16 protein-coding genes are annotated in these 16,816 nt (G+C 63.2%); 12 read left to right on the plus strand and 4 right to left on the minus strand.

The window, feature by feature from the left end; genetic code table 11:
- Positions 1–1,408, plus strand: a 1,408-nt coding sequence (gene acs, locus GUY40_RS21910; protein WP_166571008.1) for an acetate--CoA ligase, incomplete at its 5' end; no start/stop codon positions are given.
- A gap of 115 nt (positions 1,409–1,523) precedes the next feature.
- Here the strand turns inward: acs and GUY40_RS21915 are convergent.
- Positions 1,524–2,915 carry an FAD-dependent oxidoreductase gene (locus tag GUY40_RS21915; RefSeq protein WP_166571009.1) on the minus strand — a complete coding sequence of 464 codons (1,392 nt, stop codon included), beginning with the start codon at positions 2,913–2,915 and terminating at the stop codon, positions 1,524–1,526.
- Between the two features lie 151 nt (positions 2,916–3,066).
- Here GUY40_RS21915 and GUY40_RS21920 point away from each other — a divergent pair, with 151 nt between their 5' ends.
- Positions 3,067–3,942: a LysR substrate-binding domain-containing protein gene (locus GUY40_RS21920; RefSeq protein WP_166571010.1), complete on the plus strand. Its 876-nt coding sequence runs from the start codon at positions 3,067–3,069 to the stop codon at positions 3,940–3,942.
- A gap of 218 nt (positions 3,943–4,160) precedes the next feature.
- Here the strand turns inward: GUY40_RS21920 and GUY40_RS21925 are convergent, their stop codons facing one another.
- Genes GUY40_RS21925 through GUY40_RS21935 form a run of 3 tightly spaced genes read right to left on the minus strand, consistent with a single transcriptional unit; the run spans position 4,161 to position 8,323 of the window.
- Complete coding sequence (locus GUY40_RS21925) at positions 4,161–5,492, minus strand: OprD family porin (protein WP_166571011.1); 1,332 nt, start codon at positions 5,490–5,492, stop codon at positions 4,161–4,163.
- A 55-nt stretch (positions 5,493–5,547) separates the two neighbouring features.
- Positions 5,548–7,104: an MFS transporter gene (locus GUY40_RS21930; RefSeq protein ID WP_166571012.1), complete on the minus strand. Its 1,557-nt coding sequence runs from the start codon at positions 7,102–7,104 to the stop codon at positions 5,548–5,550.
- Between the two features lie 10 nt (positions 7,105–7,114).
- Positions 7,115–8,323, minus strand: a complete 1,209-nt coding sequence (locus GUY40_RS21935; RefSeq protein WP_166571013.1) for an aspartate transaminase — start codon at positions 8,321–8,323, stop codon at positions 7,115–7,117.
- A gap of 420 nt (positions 8,324–8,743) precedes the next feature.
- On the opposite strand from GUY40_RS21935, the gene nac reads away from it, so the two are divergent.
- The 10 genes from nac to GUY40_RS21985 all read left to right on the plus strand — a co-directional run bounded on the left by nac (position 8,744) and on the right by GUY40_RS21985 (position 16,803).
- A complete protein-coding gene (gene nac, locus GUY40_RS21940; RefSeq protein WP_166571014.1) occupies positions 8,744–9,655 on the plus strand; it encodes a nitrogen assimilation transcriptional regulator NAC in 912 nt (303 codons plus the stop codon).
- 107 nt (positions 9,656–9,762) lie between these two features.
- Positions 9,763–10,182 carry an acetyl-CoA carboxylase biotin carboxyl carrier protein subunit gene (locus tag GUY40_RS21945; protein WP_166571015.1) on the plus strand — a complete coding sequence of 140 codons (420 nt, stop codon included), beginning with the start codon at positions 9,763–9,765 and terminating at the stop codon, positions 10,180–10,182.
- A gap of 34 nt (positions 10,183–10,216) precedes the next feature.
- Entirely contained in the window at positions 10,217–11,569 is a 1,353-nt protein-coding gene (gene accC / locus GUY40_RS21950) for an acetyl-CoA carboxylase biotin carboxylase subunit (protein ID WP_166571016.1), read from the plus strand.
- Positions 11,566–12,225: a 5-oxoprolinase subunit PxpB gene (pxpB, locus tag GUY40_RS21955; protein WP_166571017.1), complete on the plus strand. Its 660-nt coding sequence runs from the start codon at positions 11,566–11,568 to the stop codon at positions 12,223–12,225. The genes accC and pxpB overlap by 4 nt, the downstream gene beginning before the upstream one ends.
- Positions 12,222–13,193, plus strand: coding sequence for a biotin-dependent carboxyltransferase family protein (locus GUY40_RS21960; RefSeq protein WP_166571018.1), 972 nt, complete (start codon positions 12,222–12,224; stop codon positions 13,191–13,193). The genes pxpB and GUY40_RS21960 overlap by 4 nt, the downstream gene beginning before the upstream one ends.
- On the plus strand, positions 13,193–13,591 hold the full coding sequence (locus GUY40_RS21965; RefSeq protein WP_166571019.1) for a biotin/lipoyl-binding protein: 399 nt from the start codon (positions 13,193–13,195) through the stop codon (positions 13,589–13,591). The genes GUY40_RS21960 and GUY40_RS21965 overlap by 1 nt, the downstream gene beginning before the upstream one ends.
- Position 13,592: 1 nt before the next feature.
- Positions 13,593–14,363, plus strand: coding sequence for a LamB/YcsF family protein (locus GUY40_RS21970; RefSeq protein ID WP_166571020.1), 771 nt, complete (start codon positions 13,593–13,595; stop codon positions 14,361–14,363).
- A gap of 127 nt (positions 14,364–14,490) precedes the next feature.
- Positions 14,491–15,243 carry an SDR family oxidoreductase gene (locus tag GUY40_RS21975; RefSeq protein WP_166571021.1) on the plus strand — a complete coding sequence of 251 codons (753 nt, stop codon included), beginning with the start codon at positions 14,491–14,493 and terminating at the stop codon, positions 15,241–15,243.
- A gap of 108 nt (positions 15,244–15,351) precedes the next feature.
- Positions 15,352–16,053: an amino acid ABC transporter permease gene (locus GUY40_RS21980; protein WP_166571022.1), complete on the plus strand. Its 702-nt coding sequence runs from the start codon at positions 15,352–15,354 to the stop codon at positions 16,051–16,053.
- Between the two features lie 6 nt (positions 16,054–16,059).
- On the plus strand, positions 16,060–16,803 hold the full coding sequence (locus GUY40_RS21985) for an amino acid ABC transporter permease (RefSeq protein ID WP_166571023.1): 744 nt from the start codon (positions 16,060–16,062) through the stop codon (positions 16,801–16,803).
- Positions 16,804–16,816 lie beyond the last annotated feature (13 nt).

A 16,816-nucleotide genomic window follows, 5' to 3' on the forward strand; every position in this document is an offset into this window, starting at 1 on the left:
CATCACCGCCGACGAAGGCCTGCGGGGCGGCAAGCGCACGGCGCTCAAGGCCAACGTCGACCTGGCGCTGACCAATCCCGAAACCAGCAGCGTGCAGAAGATCATCGTGTGCAAGCGCACCGGCGGCAACATCGCCTGGCACCAGCACCGTGACATCTGGTACGAAGACCTGATGAAGGTCGCCTCCAGCCACTGCGCCCCGAAGGAAATGGGGGCTGAAGAAGCGCTGTTCATCCTTTACACCTCCGGCTCCACCGGCAAGCCCAAGGGCGTGCAGCACACCACGGGCGGTTACCTGGTGTATGCCGCACTGACCCATGAGCGGGTGTTCGACTACCGCCCGGGCGAGGTCTACTGGTGCACCGCCGACGTCGGCTGGGTCACCGGCCACAGCTACATCGTCTACGGCCCGCTGGCCAACGGCGCCACCACCGTGTTGTTCGAAGGCGTGCCGAACTATCCGGACATCACGCGCCTGTCGAAGATCATCGACAAGCACAAGGTCAACATTCTCTACACCGCGCCGACCGCGATCCGCGCGATGATGGCTGAAGGCCAGGCCGCCGTCGCCGGTGCCGATGGCTCGAGCTTGCGCCTGCTCGGTTCGGTCGGCGAGCCAATCAACCCCGAAGCCTGGAACTGGTACTACAACACCGTCGGCAAGCAGCGCTGCCCGATCGTTGACACCTGGTGGCAGACCGAGACCGGAGGCGTGCTGATCAGCCCGTTGCCAGGCGCCACGGCCCTCAAGCCTGGCTCTGCAACCCGTCCGTTCTTTGGCGTGGTGCCGGCGCTGGTGGACAATCTGGGCAACCTGATCGAAGGCGCCGCCGAGGGCAATCTGGTGATCCTCGATTCGTGGCCTGGCCAGGCGCGGACGTTGTACGGCGACCATGACCGCTTCGTCGATACCTACTTCAAGACCTTCCGTGGCATGTACTTCACCGGCGACGGCGCCCGTCGCGACGAAGACGGTTACTACTGGATCACCGGGCGGGTCGATGACGTGCTCAACGTGTCCGGCCACCGCATGGGCACGGCCGAAATCGAAAGCGCCATGGTCGCGCACCCCAAGGTCGCCGAAGCGGCGGTGGTGGGCGTGCCGCACGACATCAAGGGGCAGGGCATTTATGTCTACGTCACCCTCAATGGCGGCGAGGAGACCAACGAGGCCTTGCGTATCGAGCTGAAAAACTGGGTGCGCAAGGAGATCGGCCCGATCGCTTCGCCAGACGTGATTCAGTGGGCACCCGGCTTGCCGAAAACCCGTTCGGGGAAAATCATGCGGCGTATCCTGCGCAAGATTGCCACGGGCGAGTACGACGCCCTCGGTGATATTTCCACCCTGGCCGACCCGAGCGTGGTCCAGCACCTGATCGACACGCACAAGACCATGAACGTCGCCTGATTGACCCAGGCGCTATCAAAACCCCGCCTGGCAAACAGCCGGGCGGGGTTTTCTGTCGGTGCGCCCGCCAGGGGCGCAAGGGTGTGTGTGAAAGTCTTGCGCAATGATCGGCGAGCTATCCCTTGTCCGCCTTGCCGGCGGCCGCGGCGAATTTTGCCAGGCGTACATCCAGTCGATGAGGGCGTCGGTCGTGATCCTCCGCATGCTCCTTGCGGCGAATGGCGTTGCGCACCATCAATGAACCCAAATAGCGGATGGGCTCCGGTGGGAAGTTGCCGAGCGGGCCTTGCACCAGCGGCGAACGCGTCCAGGGATTGTCCAGGCCCAGGGCCAGCGAGGAAAGGATCTGTCCGCCCATATGGCAGGGGCCGACGCCACTGCCGGAATAGCCGAAGCCATAGAAGATGTTGCCGCTTGCGCCCATACGGCCGAAGAACGGCAGGCCGGTGACCGAACGATCGGAGGGGCCATTCCAGGTGGCGGCGATGCCGACATCGGCAAAGTCCGGAAAGAACTCTGCCAGGGTGCTGCGCAACAACCCTGCATAGGGCGATGGCTGGTCGAACACTGGCAGGACGCGACCGCCGTAGGCGAAGGTGTTGCCGCCTTTACCGAGCATGATCCGGCCGTCCGGGGTGTTGTGGTAGTAGTGCACGAAAATCCGCGAGTCGAGTACGGTGACCCCGCTGGTCAGGCCGATTCGATCGAGCAGGTCAGGCCGCGGCTCGGTGATGATCATGTCGCTGGAGACGATGGCCACCGAACGCGAGAACTGTGGAAAGGCACGCGCCATCCAGGCGTTGATCGCCAACACCACGCGATTGGCGACGACTTGCCCGTGCGGCGTCTTGACGATCGCCGGCAGCCCCTGATCCAGGCCGGTCATCGGCGAGCCTTCGTAGATGCGCACGCCGAGTTCCAGCGCGACCCGGCGCAGGCCACGTACCAGCTTGCCCGGCTGCACACTGGCAGCCGCAGGCGAGAACCAGCCTTCGATGTGCCGGGCCGAGCCGGCCATGCGTTGCAGGTCGGGCAGCGGGCACCGGGAGAAGGAGTTGATGCCATTGCGCTCCAGGGCCGCGACCACGGCATCGGTCGCGCCCTGCTGTGCCCGGTTGGTGGCGGTATACAGGGTGCCGTCGAGGCGATAGTCGGCATCCACGGCGTACTGCTGACAGAAGTCGCCGATGGCACGGATGCTGTCTTCCGAGGCCTTCACCAGGCGCACCGCCTCGGCTTGGCCGAACAACCGCTCGAGGGTGAAGTACTTGGCTGACCAGGACAGTGCGCAGCCGCCGTTGCGCCCACTGGCACCAGCACCGCAGATGTCGGCTTCGACGATCACCACATCGAGGTCGGGGTTCTGCTCCTTGAGCATGATTGCCGTCCACAAGCCGGTGTAGCCACCTCCGACGATGCAGACATCGGCGCGGGTGTTCTGCCGCAGCGGCGGGCAGGGCGTGGCGGGTTGGTTCTTCAGGGCCTGGTCGAGCCAGTAGGGTCGCATGGGGTCGTCTCCGTGGGGTCAGTTCGGGTGGCGGTTCACTGGTCGAACAGTGGTCAAGCGGCTTGCGAAAACCATGCTTGCAGTTCATTGTCGATAAATAAAATCGATTTATCGTATGCACAAATAATTCAAACCTATACATGGTCCCCCAATGACTATTTCCCACGCACAACTCAAGGCCTTCCACGCCGTGGCCTTGAATGGCAGTTTTACGCGGGCAGCCGAACAGCTCTGCCTGTCCCAGCCAGCGGTGTCTGACCAGGTGCGCAAGCTCGAGGATTACTACGGGGTGATGGTGTTCTACCGCGAAAAGCGCATGGTGCGCCTGACTGACGTGGGCGAGCGATTGTTCGGCCTGACCCAGCGCCTGTTCGATATCAGCATCGATGCCCACGACATGCTGATGGACTACCGCACCCTGTCGACGGGAACCTTGAACCTCGCCGTGGATGCGCCGGTGCACGTATTGCCCTATGTCGCACGCTTCTGCACCCGTTACCCCGGCGTCGATGTGAAGATTGAAACCGCCAATACCGATGAGGTCCTGCAGCGGTTGTTCAGCCACCGGGCAGACATTGCCCTGCTGGGTCGCAGCATCGATGACGACCGCCTCCTTTCATTGCACCTGCGCAGCGACCCCATGCTCGCTTTCGTCGCGCAGGACCATCCCTGGGCGCAACGCGAATCCATTTGCCTTGCCGATCTGGACAACACGCCTCTGGTACTGCGCGAACAGGGCTCGGTAACGCGACTGTCCCTGGAAGAGGAGATGGCATCGGCGGGCTTGCGCATCCGCAAGGCGATCGTAGTGGAGGGGCGCGAAGCGGCGCGCGAGGCTGTGGCGATCGGTATGGGTGTCGGCGTCGTCTCGGCGAGCGAACTGGGCTCGGATTCTCGGGTTCGCGGATTACCGATCGTTGACTGTCAGCGGCGCTTCACCGAGACATTGGTGTGTCTGCGCGCGCAGAGTTCACGGCGTATCCTGACGACCTTTTTCGACATCGTTCGAGATGCGCTGATTGAGTGAAACTCATCATTCGGGCCAAGTGCACGTTGGCCCGGCTTATGCCGACCTGTTGAACAGCGGCTGCGTGGACCATGACTACCTACTGGATTCGACTGTAGGAGCAAGGCTTGCCTGCGATGCAGGCGCCGCTGTGTTTCTGATACAACGCGGCGCTTGCATCGCAGGCAAGCCTTGCTCCTACACAGGGGGTGTCATCAACCTGACCGCCAGGCGGCATTTTAGAAAATATCGATCGGATAGCTGACGATGACACGGTGCTCGTCCGAATCCCGCTGGCTGGCGAACTCGGTGCGCATCTGCGCATGGCGCAGCGCAACGCTCAGGTTTTTCGCCGGGCCGGACTGGATGACGTAACTCAGGGTCAGGTTGCGTTCCCATTCTTGCTTGTCGCCATCTGCCGTCTGGATGTTCGAGCCATGTTCATACATGGCGACGAAGTTCAGCCCCGGCACGCCAACGCTGGAAAAGTCGTAGCCGTAGCGCAACTGCCAGGTGCGTTCGCCGGCACGCTGGAATTTGCCGATCATCGATTCGGTCATGAAGTAGGCGGTGGAGCCGTCGCCCTGGTTCAGCCAGACCGCATCACTGTCGCCAGTCACCGCCTGATACCCCGCGGCGAAGGTGTGGCCCTTGATCAGGTAGGAGAACAGCGCGCTGGAGAGCTGGCTGTCGACTTTGCCCTTGGTGACACCATTGCCGTAGTAACCGACGGTGAAGAAGGCCGGGTCGTGGCCGTTGGCTCCGTCGGAGTGGTTGTTGAAATGGCGCAGGTCGGTGCGCAGGGTGCCGGCACCCAGGCTCATGTCGTACTTCAGACCCAGGAAGTGCTGTTTGTAAAAGTTTTCCAGATTGCCGTAGTAGTACTGCAGGGTCAGGTCTTTGCTCGGTTTGTAGTCGACGCCTGCGTAATAGAACGTGTTGACGAACTCGCCCGTCAGCGGATTGTTGGCACCGGGAATAGACATGCCCATCTGGTTGGTCGAACCCCGGCCCATCACGTGTTCCAACTGGCCGGCGGTGAAGGTGAAGTTGTTCAGATCCCTGGATTGCACCTGCGCACCACGGAAGGTCTGTTGCAGCATGCGGTCGGTGGACATCACCACCGGCAGCATCGGCACCAGCGTGCCGTAACGGACTTCGGTCTGGGCAAAACGGGCCTTGAGCGTGCCGCCCAGGCTACTGAACTCATCCACCGCGCGGCCGTCGCTGTCGGTCGGGAAGATGTTGCCGTTGAAATTGGTGCTTTGCGGGTTGTAATGGTGGGCTTTGCTCGAATCCAGGCGAATACCCAATTGGCCGATGGCGTCCACGCCAAAGCCGACGGGGCCCTGGGTGAAGCCGGACTGGACGTTGAGAATGAAACCTTGCCCCCATTCCTGCGTGTAGTTCGGGTCGGCGGCGCCGCTGCGGTTGTCGGCGTTGCTGAAGAAGTTGCGCGCCAGCAGGCTGGCCTTGCTGTCTTCCACGAAACCCGCGGCAAAGCCCTGTTGTGCGATCACCAGGCCACACAGGCCCACGGCCAGGCGGGGGGCGCGATTGGAACGCTCCATTGGTTCATCCTCATTCTGTCGTTAAGTGTTGTAAGAGGCAGGGGGAAGGCGGCAGTCAAGTTTTCTGTTGTTGTTCTGGAGTGGGAGCAACAGGTGGCGCCACGCGAGTCAGGATGACCGGCGGCAAGCGATAAAGGATGACCAGGGCCAGCACGCCCAGTGCGGCGCAGGTCAACAGACCGATGCCGACTGACTGAGCCAGGGCGGCCCGTGCAAGGTCGAGCAATGCGCTGTCGATAGCGGGGTTGGCCGGGTTTAGAAGCACCTGTGGGTCGATCAAGCGTGGCAGGGCTTCGCCCTGGCCGCTGGCAAGCAGGGCACGCTGCAGGTTGGCGGCATACATCAGTTTCACCAGCACCCCCATGCAGGCGGTGCCCAGCAGTCCGCCCACCAGCCGCAACGATTGCGTCAACGCCGTGGCAATTCCCAGAAATTGGCGCTCGGCCAGGGTCTGGGTGAAGACGGTCAGGTTCAGCAGGATAAAACCCAGCCCCAGACCCGCCAGCAGAATCAGCCCCAGCAACAGGTTGAAACTGGCCGACAAGCCCGCCATCGCCAGCCCCGCACAGGCGATCAGCAATGCGCAGAAGCCAGCCAGCGGCAAGCGGTTGGGGTTGTCCAGGCGGCTCATGATCCGGCTGTTGACGATGGCGCCCAACGTGATGCTCAGCGCCAATGGCGTGATCAGCAGGCCGGCTTCCTCGGGCGAATAGCCGTAACTGCCTTGCAGCAACAGCGGCAGGTAGAACAGCAGCGTGAACATGATTGCCCCCGCCAGCAGCGAGAGGACAAACAGCAGGCGAATGCTTGGGCTTTCGAACAGCGGTGCGGGCAGCAGCGCATGGCTGCACCGGCGCTCCCAGACCCACAGGCCGATTGCAGCGACCAAACAGACCGAGCCCAACAGCGCGCTGAGCCGCACGTCGGCATCGCCCATCCATTCCACGAACAACTGCAGGCTGCCCAGCGCCAGCACGATTAACAGCGCGCCGAGCCAGTCCAGATGGATGGCCTTTGTTTGCTGCGGGCGATACCAGGGCACAAAGCGCCAGGCGAAAAACAGCGCCAGCACACCCAGCGGAATATTCAGCCAGAACACCGAGCGCCAGCCGAACACGCCGGTCAGGTACCCACCCAGCCCCGGACCGATCGCGTTGACCGCGCTGAACATGGCGCTCAGCAGGATTTGCCAGCGCAGCCGCTGGCGGGTGTCGGGAAACAGCTCGGGCACACAGGCGAAAGCCGTACCGATCAGCATCCCTCCACCCACGCCCTGCAGCGCCCGCCCCAGCACCAGCACCCACATCTCATTGGCCAGCGCGCAGCCCAGCGACGCCAGCGTGAAGATCACCGTGGCCGCCAGCACAAAGGGCTTGCGCCCGTAGTAGTCGCCCAGCCGACCAAAGATCGGAATGGTGACGATGGATGCCAGCAAGTACCCGGTGGCGACCCAGGCGTACCAGTCAAAGCCCTGCAGTTCGGAGACGATGCTGGGCAGCGCGTTGCCGATCACGGTCTGGTCCAGCGCCGACAGCATCAACACCAGCGAGATGCCGAGCATGGCCAGCAATGCTTGCCTGAAGGTGAGTGAAGGCGGGCTCGGCATCGTCATTTTCAGTTCCTCAGCGCAGGGCGGCGACGGCGGCTGCGATGCGCGCGCAACCGTCTTCGAGAATGTTGATGGCGGTGGCGGTGGACATGCGGAAGAACGGCGCCAGGCCGTAAGCGGAACCTGCCACCACCGCAACACCCTGGCTTTCCAGCAGGTAAAGCACCACGTCGGTGTCGGCCTCCAGCACTTGGCCTTCGGGCGTGCGTTTACCCAACAGCGCGCCGCAGTTGACGTAGAGGTAGAACGCGCCGTCGGGCTTGATGCAGCTCAGCCCATCGATGGCGTTGATCAACTCGAGGCTGCGATCACGGCGCTGGCGATAGACCTTTACGCTCTCGCCGACGAAGCGCTGGTCACCTTCCAGCGCGGCGACCGCGGCGGCCTGGCTGACTGAGCAGGCATTGCTGGTGGACTGCGATTGCAGCATCGCCATGGCCGCGATCAGGTCACTGGGGCCTGCCGCGAAACCGATGCGCCAGCCGGTCATGGCGTAGGTCTTGGAGACGCCGTTGATGATCAGCACGCGTTCGCGCAGCGAAGGCTCGACGGTGAGCAAATGAGTGATGGGCTGGTCGTCGTAGCGAATGTGCTCGTAGATGTCGTCGGTCATGACCAGCACATCGGGGAAGTCCAGCAGCACGTCGGCCAGCGCGCGCCACTCGGCAGCGCTGTAGGTGGCGCCGGTCGGGTTGCTGGGGGAGTTCAACAGCAGCCAGCGCGTGCGCGGGGTGATCGCGTCGCGCAGTTGCGCTGCGGTGAGCTTGAACTGGTGTTCCTCGGGGCAGGGCAGTGTCACCGGCGTGCCTTCGCAGGCCAGCACCATGTCCGGGTAAGAGACCCAGTAAGGCGCCGGAATCAGCACCTCGTCATCAGCGTTCAAGGTCGCGGCGAAGGCATTGAAGATGGCCGCCTTCGCGCCTGTGGTGATCACCACTTGGCTGGCCGGGTAGCTCAAGCCGTTTTCCCGTTTCAGTTTCGCCACCACCGCGTTGCGCAGCGCCACGGTGCCGCTGTTGAGCGTGTAGCGCGTTTCACCGCTTTCGATCGCCGCGCAGGCGGCCTGGCGGATATGGGCCGGGGTGTCGAAGTCGGGCTCGCCGACCACCAGGTTGATGATCGATTTGCCGGCACGCCGCAGCTCGTTGGCGCGGTCGGCAGCAGCGCTGCTGGGCGAAGGTTTGATGCGGTGCATGCGGGCAGCGATGCGGGAGATGGTCACGGTGGCATTCCTCGTTGGTGTCCTTGACGAGGGTTACGTTACGAGCCGCGGCCGGGTGCGCCATAAGACGAGTTCGTTCTGGGTTGATAGGAAGTCCTTATGACCGAAGTTGAAACGTGCGCGCACCAAAACAGGGCAATCCCACCCCCCTGTTCGATGTTCCAGGGCATTTACCATTGCTGAGGCATGCCTTTGTGGGAGCGGATTTATCCGCGAATAGCTTCTCGCGGTTCGCTTGGCACACCGTGGTGAAGCTATTCGCGGAGAAATCCGCTCCCACATTCCCCGCTCAGGGCTGTTGGGGCAAAGATCAAAAGCGGCCTGCGCAGGTCCTGCTCTGCATGACGTCATATCGATTGCTTATGAAGCTGGCCCATCTCTTGCTCTGCAACCCCGGTCCACCCGTTAGAGCGCTGTGCCGTGAACCTTCGCCGTCTCAAATACTTCGTCAAAATCGTCGATATCGGCAGCCTGACCCAGGCCGCCGATATCTTGCATATCGCCCAGCCCGCCTTGAGCCAACAGCTGGTGACGCTGGAAGCCGAGCTTCAACAGCAACTGCTGATTCGCACCAAGCGCGGCGTGACGCCTACCGAGGCGGGCAAGGTGCTCTACGGGCATGCGCAACTGATCTTGCGTCAGTGCGAGCAGGCGCAAAGCGATGTGAATGCCAGCGGGCATGCCTTGTCCGGCCAGGTCTCGGTCGGGTTGGCACCTGGCACGGCGGCGTCGACCCTGTCGTTGCCACTGCTTCAACGCGTTCGGCAACGCCATCCGGGCATTCTGCTCTACCTCAACGAGAACTTCGGCACAACCCTCAGTGAGCTGATCATGAACGGCCGCATGGACATGGCCGTGCTCTACGGCGGCCGTGAAGTCCATGGCCTGAGCTTTGTGCCGCTGATGCACGAACCGCTGTTTCTGGTCAGCGCCGAGCCTTCACTGCAACCGCGCGAACAGATCCCGCTGGCGGAACTGGCCGGCATCGACCTGCTGTTGCCGCGCACCTACAACACCATGCGCAGGCTGGTCGACGAAGCCTTCCTGCGCATCGATCAAAGCGCCCGTGTGGTAGCCGAGATCGAGTCTTCGGCAACACTTGCCGCCGCCGTGGCCGACCAGTTCGGCTCCACCATCCTGCCTGAGTCCGCCGCCCGGGTGCTGGCCGATACCCATGCGCTGTACTTGAGCCGCATCGTCGAACCCGAGATCGAAGCACCCTTGGCATTGTGCCTGTCAGGGCATCTGCCGCTCTCGGTGCCTGCCCAGGCGGTCAAGGCCATCCTGCTTGAACTGGTGGCCGAAATGCGCGGCGACAGGCCCCGGCAATAGCGTCATAAGAGCGCCTTATTACCCCACAGCCAAACCGTCTTGGCCGCTCGAAAGCGGGCTCGATACATTGCCCTCATCGCATTTTTTACAGCGGGCAAGGGCAGCGCATGAAACCAGAACGTATCAAAGCACTGATTGACCTGATGGCCGATTCCGATCTGAGCGAGCTTCACCTGAGCGAGGGGGATGCCCAACTGCGTTTGCTTCGCGACGGCGGCCAACCCTTGGCGGTACCTGTGGCAGTCGCGAGCATCAAGGCTACTGAAGCGGCCCCCACGCCACCGAGCAGCACTGAATTTGAAGCCAGTGCATCGCTGTATGGCGTTCTGCACCTCACCCCGTCGCCGGACCAACCGCCCTTTGTCCAGGTTGGCAGCCAGGTCGAGGTGGGGCAGACGCTCGCGATCATCGAGGCCATGAAGATGTTTCACCCGCTCAAGGCCCAAGCCACGGGCGTAGTGAAAGCCATTCTGGCTTGCAGCGGCGACGAAGTTCAGGCCGGCCAGGCACTGATGCTGATCGGCTGATGCCGCCCAACCATTTGCAGATCAGGGAATCGTTATGTTCGACAAAGTGCTGATCGCCAACCGTGGCGAAATCGCCCTGCGCATCCAGCGCGCCTGCAAAGGCCTGGGCCTGAAGACGGTGGCGGTGTATTCCGAGGCGGACCGCGACGCCAGCTATGTGCAGCAGGCCGATGAGGCCGTGTGCATCGGCCCGGCCGCACCCGGCCAGAGTTACCTGAACCAGGCGGCGTTGCTGTACGCCGCCGAGCTGACTGGCGCCCAGGCTGTCCATCCGGGCTATGGGTTTCTATCCGAGAACGCTGCCTTCGCCGAACGGGTCGAGCAGGCCCAAATGACCTTTATCGGCCCCAGCGCGGCCTGTATTCGCACCATGGGTGACAAGGTCGCGGCCAAGCGCGCCATGCGTGAGGCCGGCGTGCCCTGCGTGCCCGGGCCGGACTCCAGCCTCCCCAGCGACCCGCAAGGCATTCTGGCGATTGCTCGCGACATCGGTTACCCGGTGATCGTCAAGGCCGCCGGCGGCGGAGGCGGGCGCGGCATGCGCGTGGTGCAGGAACAGAGCCAGTTGCTGGACGCCATCGCACTGACGGGAGAAGAAGCCCGCCGCGCCTTTGGCAACCCCGAGCTGTACATCGAGAAGTTTCTCGGCAAGCCGCGCCATGTGGAAATCCAGGTGCTCTGCGATGCCCACGGTCACGCCCTATGGCTGGGTTCGCGGGACTGTTCCATGCAGCGTCGGCACCAGAAGGTGTTGGAAGAGGCGCCGGCGCCGGGCATCGATCCGGCCTTGATGGCGCGAGTGGGCGAGCGCTGCGCCGAAGCCTGCCGGCTGATCGGTTATCAGGGCGTTGGCACCTTCGAATTCCTGTTCGAAAACGACGAGTTCTATTTCATCGAAATGAACACGCGGCTGCAGGTCGAGCATCCGGTCACTGAGATGACCACCGGCATCGACATCGTGCAGCAGCAGATCCGCATGGCACTGGGCGAGCGTTTGAGCTTGACCCAGGCCGACGTCGGCGCGGTCGGGCATTCGCTCGAATGCCGCATCAATGCCGAAGACCCGCACACCTTCATGCCCACACCGGGGCAGGTCACGCGCTGGCAAGTGCCCGGAGGCTTTGGCGTGCGGGTCGATTCCCATGTCAGCCAAGGTTATCGCGTGCCGCCTTATTACGACTCTATGGTCGCCAAGGTCATCACCCATGGCGCTACCCGCGAAGAGGCGCTGGCGCGGATGCGCCTGGCCTTGAGCGAGATGGTGGTCGAGGGCATTTCCACCAATGTGGCCTTGCATCGCGACCTGCTGCAAGACCCCGGCTTCTGCGCAGGCGGCGTCGATATTCATCACCTGGAACGCTGGTTACAGAAGAGGACGGCGGCATGAGCACTTTCCAGCCACGGATGACCTTGCTGGGCACCACCGCCCTGTTATTCGAAGCCCCGGGCGCACTGGACCTGGCCCCGCAGCAGCGGATCTGGGCGCTGGCCCTGATCGCCAAGGACTGGCCGCAAGTGCGTGAAGCGGTCCCCGGCATGAACAACTTGATGCTGACCTTCGCGCAGCCACCGCGAGACCTTTCCGGGCTCAAGACGCGCCTGCTTGAAACCTGGGAGCAGTGCCAACCGCTGCCCCGCGAAGGCCGAATCGTGGAGTTACCGGTGGTCTATGGCGGCGATGGCGGCCCGCACATGGCTGATGTGATCGCCCACACCGGGCTCGACATCGAGACCGTCTGCAACCTGCATTGCGAGCCGCTGTACCCGGTCTACGCACTGGGCAGCCACCCCGGTTATTGCTACCTCGGTGGCATGGACCCGCGCCTGGCGACGCCGCGGCGCCAGGTGCCGGTGCTCAATATCGGCGCAGGCTCGGTGTCCATCGGCGGCGTGCAAACCGGGGTCTCGGCCTCCGCCGGGCCCAGCGGCTGGAACACCATCGGTCGTACCGAAATGGTGTTCTTCAATGCCGAACAAGACCCGCCCGCGATGCTGCAACCGGGCGATCAGTTACGCCTGCGAATCGAGAGGATCATTCGATGATCGAGATTATCAGCGCCACCGCGCTGGCCACGGTGCAGGACCTGGGGCGCCACGGCAGCCTGGGTTACGGCGTCGGCACTTCCGGGGCCATGGACAACCTGTCGTTGATACTCGGCAACCTGCTGCTGGGCAACGACGAAAACGCCGCCGCAATAGAAATTCCGTTGTTTCCGTTCGAGGTTCGCTTCACTGAAGACTGCACCTTTGCGGTGACCGGCGCGGCCTGTGGCGCACGGCTGGACGATGTGCGCCTGCCGCCCAACTGGGTGGCCCATGCGCGCAAGGGCCAGGTGCTCAAACTGACGTATCCGAGCGCCGGCAGCCGGGCCTATCTGTGCCTGGCCGGCGGGGTCGATGTACCCGAAGTGCTGGGCTCTCGCAGCACCCAGTTGCGCGGCGAGTTCGGCGGCTGGCAGGGGCGTGCGCTGGAACGTGGTGACGTCATTCCGGCGGCACGGCCAGGCCTGGATCAACCGGCCGATTTCGGGCTGCAGACCGTGATGACGGCACTGGCGCTGACCGTCGACGGCTTGCCGGCCATCCGTGTGCTGCCAGCGGCCGAGTTCGAGTGTTTCAGCGAGCAGGCCCAGGGCGAATTCTTTGCCGGTGACTGGAAGATCACCACCCAGAGCAACCGCTACGGCTACCGCATGGAAGGCACGCCGCTGTTGCCAAGGGAAGCGCTGGAGATCCGCTCCCACGGCATCGTCCCAGGGGTGATTCAGGTGCCCCACGGCGGCCAGCCGATCGTGCAGATGCGCGACGCCCAGCCCAGCGGCGGCTACCCGAAATTCGCCGCCGTGATCGAGGCCGACCTCTGGCGCCTTGGGCAGGCACCCATCGGCAGCAAGGTGCGTTTCGTGCAGTGCAGCTATGACGAAGCCATCGACGCCCTGGAGCGCAATCGGGCGTTCATTGAAGACAATCGCCGCTGGTTGTCAGTGCGCAGCCTGGAAGGAAATCGCTGATGAGCATTGAAGAAATTCGCCAACTGGCGGGCTGGATTCGCGACGCGGGCCTGACCGGCATCGAGCTGAAACGCCCGGGGTTCGAGCTGCTGTTGAAGCGCCGTTCGCCAGCGCTGGCAACCGCTGCATCGGTGCTCGCCATACCTGAAAAAACTCAACGCCCGCACATCAAGGCCGATGGTCTCGGTGTTTTCCGGGCCAGCCATCCCGCTGAGCGAAACGCGTACGTGAAGGCAGGTGACACGGTGGCAGCGGGACAACTGCTTGGCCTGTTGCAAGTCGGTCTGCTGTACCTGCCGGTGCGCAGCGACCAGGCCGCAAGGGTGCGCGAGGTGTTGGTAACGCAAGGGCAGTCGGTGGGCTACGGCCAACCCTTGTTCGAGATGGAGGAGCAGTGACATGCGAATAGACCTGAACGCGGACCTGGGCGAGGGCTTCGGTGCCTGGACCATGGGCGAGGATGAGGCGCTGATGTCGCTGATTTCCTCGGCCAACGTGGCCTGCGGCTTCCACGCGGGCGACCCGCTGATCATGGACACCACGGTGCGTCGGGCCAAGGCCCTGGGCATCGACCTGGGGGCTCATGTCGGCTTTGCCGATCTGCAGGGTTTCGGCCGGCGGCGGATGAACGTCGACCTCAAGGAGCTCTGTGCCATGGTGGTCTATCAACTGGGCGCGCTAACCGGGATCGCCACCAGCGCCGGGCACACCGTCACCCACATGAGTTTCCACGGCGCGCTCGGCAACATGGCCGCCGCCGATGCCGCGCTGGCAGAACCGCTGGTGCGCGCCGTGGCCAGCTTCGATTCCCGGCTGATCATCAGCTCATCGAGCAGCCTGGCCATCGAGGGCGCGGCGGATAAATACGGCTTGCGCGTGGCGACCACCTTCCTGGCCGACCGTGCCTATGACGAAAACGGCCTGCTGGTGCCACGGGGCACCCCCGGGGCGGTAGTCGCCGACCATGAGCAGGTCATGGCACGGGTGATGCAGTTATTGGAAGCCGGCACCGTCACCACCCTGAGCGGCAAGCGCATCGCGGTCAACGCCTGCTCGATCCTGCTCCACGGCGACACGCCGGGCGCGGTCGGACTGGCTCGCAGCCTGCGGCAAAACATCGAAGCGCGGGGCGCTGTCATCACCCCGATTTCACAACTTGTGGGGTCATAAGCAGACCTTATCGCCACACAACCATTGCGTCTTGGTCGCCGTCATTCGTGCTGGGTAGAGTCCAAGACAAGACGATCATCAACGGCCTTGAAGGCGATGATCGAAGCAGAACCCGAGGAGCCTTGATATGCCATTTTCAGACTACAAAACCGCGCTGGTCACTGGCGCTTCATCCGGCATTGGCGAAGCCGTTGTCGAGCGCCTGTGCGCCGAAGGCCTGCAGGTGCACGCCCTGGCTCGCAGTGCCGACAAGCTGGCGGAGCTGGCCCGGCGTACCGGCTGTATTGCCCATGCCCTGGACGTCACCGACCTTGCCGGGGTGACCGAGCTGTTCCAGGCCCATCGCTTTGACGTGGTCATCAACAATGCCGGCGTCGACCGCCCGGGCTCCCTGCTCAAGGCGGACGCCGAAGGCATCGACCTGCTGGTGGACGTCAACCTGCGGGCGGTGCTCCAGATAGCACGCCTGTCGTTGCCCGGCATGATGGCGCGCGACTGCGGCCATATCGTCAACATCAGCTCGATCGCGGCGGCTTACAACTTCGGTGGCAACGCGACTTATCACGCCACCAAGGCGGCGGTCAGCATGTTGTCCAGGCAGCTGCGCGTCGATGCCTTTGGCAAGCGGGTCAGGGTCACCGAGATCTGCCCGGGGCGCGTCGCCACCGACATCTTCGCCCATGTGCACGGCGACTCCGAGGAGGTGCGCAAGCGCTTCGTCGAAGGCTTCGAATTGCCACTGGCCAAGGATATCGCCGACGCCATCGCCTACGTGATCGCCGCACCCATCGCCGTCAATGTCGGCCACATGGAAATCACCCCGACGCTGCAGGTGCCGGGCGGTTTGTCCACCGCACGCCCGCAGGAATACGAAGGCTGATTCCTTGCTTCATTCCCATCAGAGCGGCCCAAGCCGCCGTGCTGCACCCGCGTCGCAAGTTCCGGCGCCTTGCTCCTGCCCCAAGCTGAATGTCGATGGGAATTGACCATGACAACTGACTTCGATCTTTCCGCGATCCTGCACGGCGAGTACGCCGAGCTGATCCTCAAGGGCATCGAGATGACCTTGCAGCTGGCGTTTTTCGCCTGGTGCCTGGCCATGGCACTGGCGTTGTTGCTGGTGTCGATCCGCTTGACCGGCAACCGCCACGCCGAGCGCCTGGTGGCGGCTTATGTGTCGTACCACCGCAATGTGCCAACCCTGGTGCAACTGATGCTCTGGTACTTCGGGATCCCGACCTTGCTGTCGGAATCCACGCAGATCTGGCTGTCCAACTACAGCACTGAATACCTGTTCTCGATCATCGCCCTGGGCCTGTGCCAGGCGGCTTATTTCAGCGAAGACATTCGCAGCGGGCTACGTGCCATTCCGGCCGGGCAGACGGAAGCGTCGCGGGCGCTGGGCATGGGCTACGTGCGTTCGATGCGCTACGTGATCCTGCCTCAGGGTGTGCGCAACAGCCTGCCGTCGCTGATCAATCACAGCGTCCTGCTGTTCAAGAACACCAGCCTGGTGATGGCCATCGGCGTTGTCGAGCTGACCTACGCCACCCGCGAAGTCGAGAACTACACCTTCCGCACCTTCGAAGCGTATCTGGTTGCCACGGTGGTCTACCTGGCCTTCTCGCTGCTGCTGATGGGCCTTGGTGCCTTGCTGGCACGGCATTTCAGCAAAGCCATGGCGAGGTAAACGACGATGTTCGATCTGTTCACGATTGTTCGCGACAACTGGACGCTGTTCCTGGTCGGCCAGTATCCCCATGGCCCGCTGGGCGGCCTGGTGGCCACCTTGATTCTGGCGGCGCTGGCGCTGGTGCTGGCCTTCCCGCTGGGGCTGTTGCTGTCGCTGGCCCGGGTGTCACCGTGGCGCTGGCTGCGATACCCGGCCACGGTGTGGGTCTACGTGATGCGCGGTATCCCGCTGCTGATGGTGATCTTCTGGACCTACTTCCTGGTGCCACTGCTGATCGGCCACAACATCACCGGGTTCACCACCATGCTCTGCACCCTGGTGGTCTACCAGAGCGCCTACCTGTGCGAAATCATTCGCGGCGGCATTCAAGCGCTGCCGGCCGGCCAGTACGAGGCTTCACGGGCACTGGGCATGGGCTACGTGCGCACCACGGTGTGGGTGATCCTGCCTCAGGCGCTGTACAACGCGCTGCCCAGCCTGATCAGCCAGTTCATCTCGATCATCAAGGAAACCTCCCTGGGCTATGTGATCAACGTCCAGGAAGTCACCTTCGCCGCCAATCAGGTCAACAACCAGTTGCTGACCAAACCCTTCCAGGTGTTCTTCATCCTGGCCATCACTTACTACCTGCTGTGTTACGGCTTGACGCGACTGGCCGGCGCTCTGGAGCTGCACATTGCACGCAAGCGCCAGGGCACCGCAGCCAGCGTTGTGAGCGCTCGACCGGCACTGACTACTGATAACTGAGGGCTGCGCGCAT

The sequence above is a fragment of the Pseudomonas sp. R5(2019) genome (assembly GCF_009905435.1).
Classification (GTDB): Bacteria; Pseudomonadota; Gammaproteobacteria; order Pseudomonadales; family Pseudomonadaceae; genus Aquipseudomonas.

What these genes read in the sequence shown, in the direction of transcription:
- GUY40_RS21945 (WP_166571015.1), top strand. Translation starts at nt 9,763, where the DNA reads ATGAAACCAGAACGTATCAAAGCACTGATTGACCTGATGGCCGATTCC.
- accC (WP_166571016.1), top strand. Translation starts at nt 10,217, where the DNA reads ATGTTCGACAAAGTGCTGATCGCCAACCGTGGCGAAATCGCCCTGCGC.
- pxpB (WP_166571017.1), top strand. Translation starts at nt 11,566, where the DNA reads ATGAGCACTTTCCAGCCACGGATGACCTTGCTGGGCACCACCGCCCTG.
- GUY40_RS21915 (WP_166571009.1), bottom strand. Translation starts at nt 2,915, where the DNA reads ATGCGACCCTACTGGCTCGACCAGGCCCTGAAGAACCAACCCGCCACG.
- GUY40_RS21985 (WP_166571023.1), top strand. Translation starts at nt 16,060, where the DNA reads ATGTTCGATCTGTTCACGATTGTTCGCGACAACTGGACGCTGTTCCTG.
- GUY40_RS21960 (WP_166571018.1), top strand. Translation starts at nt 12,222, where the DNA reads ATGATCGAGATTATCAGCGCCACCGCGCTGGCCACGGTGCAGGACCTG.
- GUY40_RS21975 (WP_166571021.1), top strand. Translation starts at nt 14,491, where the DNA reads ATGCCATTTTCAGACTACAAAACCGCGCTGGTCACTGGCGCTTCATCC.
- GUY40_RS21965 (WP_166571019.1), top strand. Translation starts at nt 13,193, where the DNA reads ATGAGCATTGAAGAAATTCGCCAACTGGCGGGCTGGATTCGCGACGCG.
- GUY40_RS21920 (WP_166571010.1), top strand. Translation starts at nt 3,067, where the DNA reads ATGACTATTTCCCACGCACAACTCAAGGCCTTCCACGCCGTGGCCTTG.
- GUY40_RS21970 (WP_166571020.1), top strand. Translation starts at nt 13,593, where the DNA reads ATGCGAATAGACCTGAACGCGGACCTGGGCGAGGGCTTCGGTGCCTGG.
- GUY40_RS21980 (WP_166571022.1), top strand. Translation starts at nt 15,352, where the DNA reads ATGACAACTGACTTCGATCTTTCCGCGATCCTGCACGGCGAGTACGCC.
- GUY40_RS21925 (WP_166571011.1), bottom strand. Translation starts at nt 5,492, where the DNA reads ATGGAGCGTTCCAATCGCGCCCCCCGCCTGGCCGTGGGCCTGTGTGGC.
- GUY40_RS21930 (WP_166571012.1), bottom strand. Translation starts at nt 7,104, where the DNA reads ATGACGATGCCGAGCCCGCCTTCACTCACCTTCAGGCAAGCATTGCTG.